The organism is Candidatus Aquicultor sp., assembly GCF_054640775.1.
This window is the reverse complement of sequence record NZ_JBTSLF010000271.1, coordinates 1-3,027: the sequence shown is the minus strand read 5'-3', so window position 1 is coordinate 3,027 and position 3,027 is coordinate 1. Positions and strand designations below refer to the sequence as shown.

Annotated in this window: 3 protein-coding genes; all 3 read right to left on the bottom strand. The window is 47.4% G+C overall.

What is annotated here, in order from left to right:
- Positions 1–280: 280 nt before the first annotated feature.
- Entirely contained in the window at positions 281–1,531 is a 1,251-nt protein-coding gene (locus ACYC56_RS13990; protein ID WP_461374788.1) for a nickel-dependent lactate racemase family protein, read from the bottom strand.
- A gap of 155 nt (positions 1,532–1,686) precedes the next feature.
- Positions 1,687–2,016 carry a transcription termination factor Rho gene (locus tag ACYC56_RS13985; RefSeq protein ID WP_461374787.1) on the bottom strand — a complete coding sequence of 110 codons (330 nt, stop codon included), beginning with the start codon at positions 2,014–2,016 and terminating at the stop codon, positions 1,687–1,689.
- 125 nt (positions 2,017–2,141) lie between these two features.
- Positions 2,142–2,906 carry a slipin family protein gene (locus ACYC56_RS13980; RefSeq protein ID WP_461374786.1) on the bottom strand — a complete coding sequence of 255 codons (765 nt, stop codon included), beginning with the start codon at positions 2,904–2,906 and terminating at the stop codon, positions 2,142–2,144.
- Positions 2,907–3,027: the final 121 nt, after the last annotated feature.

The following is a 3,027-nucleotide window of genomic DNA, read 5'->3' as shown; positions in this document are numbered from 1 at the left end:
GAATCGTTGCCGTAGCCTGCCCCCAATGCGCGAAAATGCTTGAAGACGCAGTTAAAACCGAAGGCCTGGAGGATCGGATTGAAGTGTTGGATTTGGCAGAAATAGTCAATAGAGTCCGGTCAAAATGATCGAGATATAAGGAGGAGAAGATGACAGGTTTTTTCAGGGCCTATATCGTCTTTTTTAGCCCCGAAATGAGCCTCATTTTGTGGGGCCCGACCCTGTTATGAAATACTCTGTTACGCTGCCTTGGTGTTATGAGTTTCAGCCTTTAATTTTCTTAACATTGTCTTGGCACACATAGGCTGGCGTTGAGCAGGACGCTCACCTTGGCCTTCTTTCCTTTCTGGGCCAGGGCCATATCCAACGCTTTTTGAAGGGAAGGCACGGGGCGGATAAAAGTCTGTAATAAAAAAAGAGGATTCAGATCGGTTAGGCCCCAGACCTCCCCCCCCTGCTCCAGGAATCTCAAATTCCTGGTGATGCGATGGTGGCCCAAACGATATGGTTGATCAAGCAACGCCCTGGCCTTCTCCGGGTTTCTGGTCTGCAACATCAAATCTTGAAAATCGACCGGACCCGGACCCTGAGGACAGGGCATAACCAAAATGAGTATCCCATCTTCCTTTAAAGCCATCTTCCCATGTTCTATGGCCTTCTGGGATTGATAGAGATCAATATCCAATGGTGGATAAACTACACTGATCAGGATATCCGCTTTTTGTTGAAAAGAGAGGGTAAAAACCTCATCGGCCTTTTGGGCCGCCTTTATCAGGGTTTCCTCCATCGATCCACTATAAGCGGCATAGAGTTGGTGCTCCGGCGTCAAAACCAGCATCAGGGAGAAGATAGGCGGGATCGTCAATAAATGCATGGCCTCTTCCAGGTCTTCATGGACCGGATTGCCTGCCATTTGGAGAGGGCGGGCCTTGAGATCCATAGCCAGAGAATGATTGGCCACTATGGTCGAAAAGGCGGCTACTCCGGGAATAACACCTTTTCGCCCGCCGGTATAGCCGGCGAAATAGTGGGGCTCCACGGAACCGATGACCAGCAGTCGGTCAGCCATCATAATCTCCTGATTGACCAGAACTCGTGTCCCCCGGGACGTTTCCCCAAGAAAGATCATCCCTCCTTCCTGCCGGCAATCATGAAACAGGACTCTTTTTTTTACTTCCTCCCACAAAGGACCGAATATCCTGCGGCAACCTTCTTCACTGCTTTTTTTGTGAGTCCCCGTGGCTACAAGGATTTTCATTGGGTAGGCGGAAATTTCAGACCAGATAAATTCCAAAACGCGGCCGGTCGGGGTTGGACGGGTTTCATCATTAACAAGAACCAGCAATGACCGACAGCCCTTCAGAAATTCAGTCAGGGAAGGAGAACCCAGCGGGTTTTCGATAGCCTGTAATAATCCATTTTCAAAAGAAACCGGATGGACTTCGGCTGGAGCAAGAAGTTCTCCCCAATGTTCTTCCGGGATTTCCAGCGAGAGGGTTTTATTTCCATAAGGGATGGGTAACGTTTTCATTGGGATTATTATTATTATTTTTTATAAGATCCGCACTTAGGAACTTGGGAGGAGGAAGAACGACCTCTTTTAAGACGAAGGACGAGAATTCGTCCCTCGTCCCTCATCTTTCGAGTATTTTTAGCAGATTGTAAATCAGGCATTAGATTTTGTGCTTAGGCCGCCTTTCGAGTCTTCTTCTTCAGCCGGCCGATCCGGCGTCTTAATTGATTGATCGCTTTTTTATCGTTTTTCTCTTGATATTCCAATTTTTTTCCCCGTAATTCCTTGACCTTTCCTTTCAACTGCCGCATGGAGCGGTCCCCTTTTTTAACAGGGGCTTCTTGAATTCCACGGGCCCTTTTAATGGCCGAAAGGACCTCCTCTTTATTCATCCCATGAACACCGGATATCTCAGGAATGGTCAAGGCCACATCGCGCAGTTCCTTGGCCGTCATTTTTTCCAGGGGTTTTTCTTTTTTTTCAGCCTTTTCTTTTTTAGCCATATTCAATCTTCTCCTTTGGATTATATAATTTACCTTTGCTGCTCAAAGTTCAAAGTGGAAAGGGGAAAACAAGTAGTTTTTTTTCTTTGACTTTTGAGCTTAAAATTGCTCCTGTTTTGCCCCCCCTACCCTTTTTTCGTTTCAGCTAATTCTGCCAATTTTAAAAACGGTTTAAAAAGATCTATGGGAATGGGGAAAAGGGTCGTTGAATTATGTTCCGAAGCCACTTCTCTTAGGGTCTGGAGATAACGAAGTTGAAGGGCAATCGGGTGGGGCTCAATGATGGCGGCGGCATCAGCCATGCGGGATGCGGCCTGGAACTCCCCTTCGGCGTTGATGACCTTGGCTCTTCGTTCCCGCTCGGCCTCGGCTTGCTTGGCCATGGCCCGTTGCATCTCCTGAGGCAGGTCGATCTGTTTAACTTCGACGACAGACACTTTAATGCCCCAGGGATCGGTGTGCATATCCAGGATCTCTTGAATTTCCGTATTGACCTTTTCCCTTTCCGACAGGATCTTATCCAACTCCGCCTGACCGCAGACACTGCGCAAAGTCGTCTGGGCCAACTGGGAAGTGGCATAAAGATATTGCTGAACCTCTATCGTGGCCTTTACGGCATCCATGACCCTGAAATACACTACGGCATTGACTTTAACCGAGACATTATCTCGGGTAATGACATCCTGTGGCGGAACATCCATGGTCACTGTTCTCAAATCCACTTTAATCATTTTATCAATAATGGGAATCAGGAGAATCAACCCCGGTCCTTTGGCCCCCAACACCCGTCCCAGGCGGAAAATCACCCCTCGTTCGTATTCGTTCAAAATGCGAATGGCACTGATTAAAAAAAAGATCAATAAAACGACAATTGCAGCCAGGGTGTACATAATGCACTCCTTTCTTTTATTGTGAATTGTAGATTGCAGATTTTGGATTGAGGATTCTCAATGAGGAAGGTGAGACGATTCTAGGTCAACCGTTCTTCGGTCATCGTTTTTCGTCCCGCGT

Excerpts from the sequence above, each read along its gene's own strand:
- ACYC56_RS13985 (WP_461374787.1), bottom strand. The coding sequence starts at position 2,016 with ATGGCTAAAAAAGAAAAGGCTGAAAAAAAAGAAAAACCCCTGGAAAAA.
- ACYC56_RS13980 (WP_461374786.1), bottom strand. The coding sequence starts at position 2,906 with ATGTACACCCTGGCTGCAATTGTCGTTTTATTGATCTTTTTTTTAATC.
- ACYC56_RS13990 (WP_461374788.1), bottom strand. The coding sequence starts at position 1,531 with ATGAAAACGTTACCCATCCCTTATGGAAATAAAACCCTCTCGCTGGAA.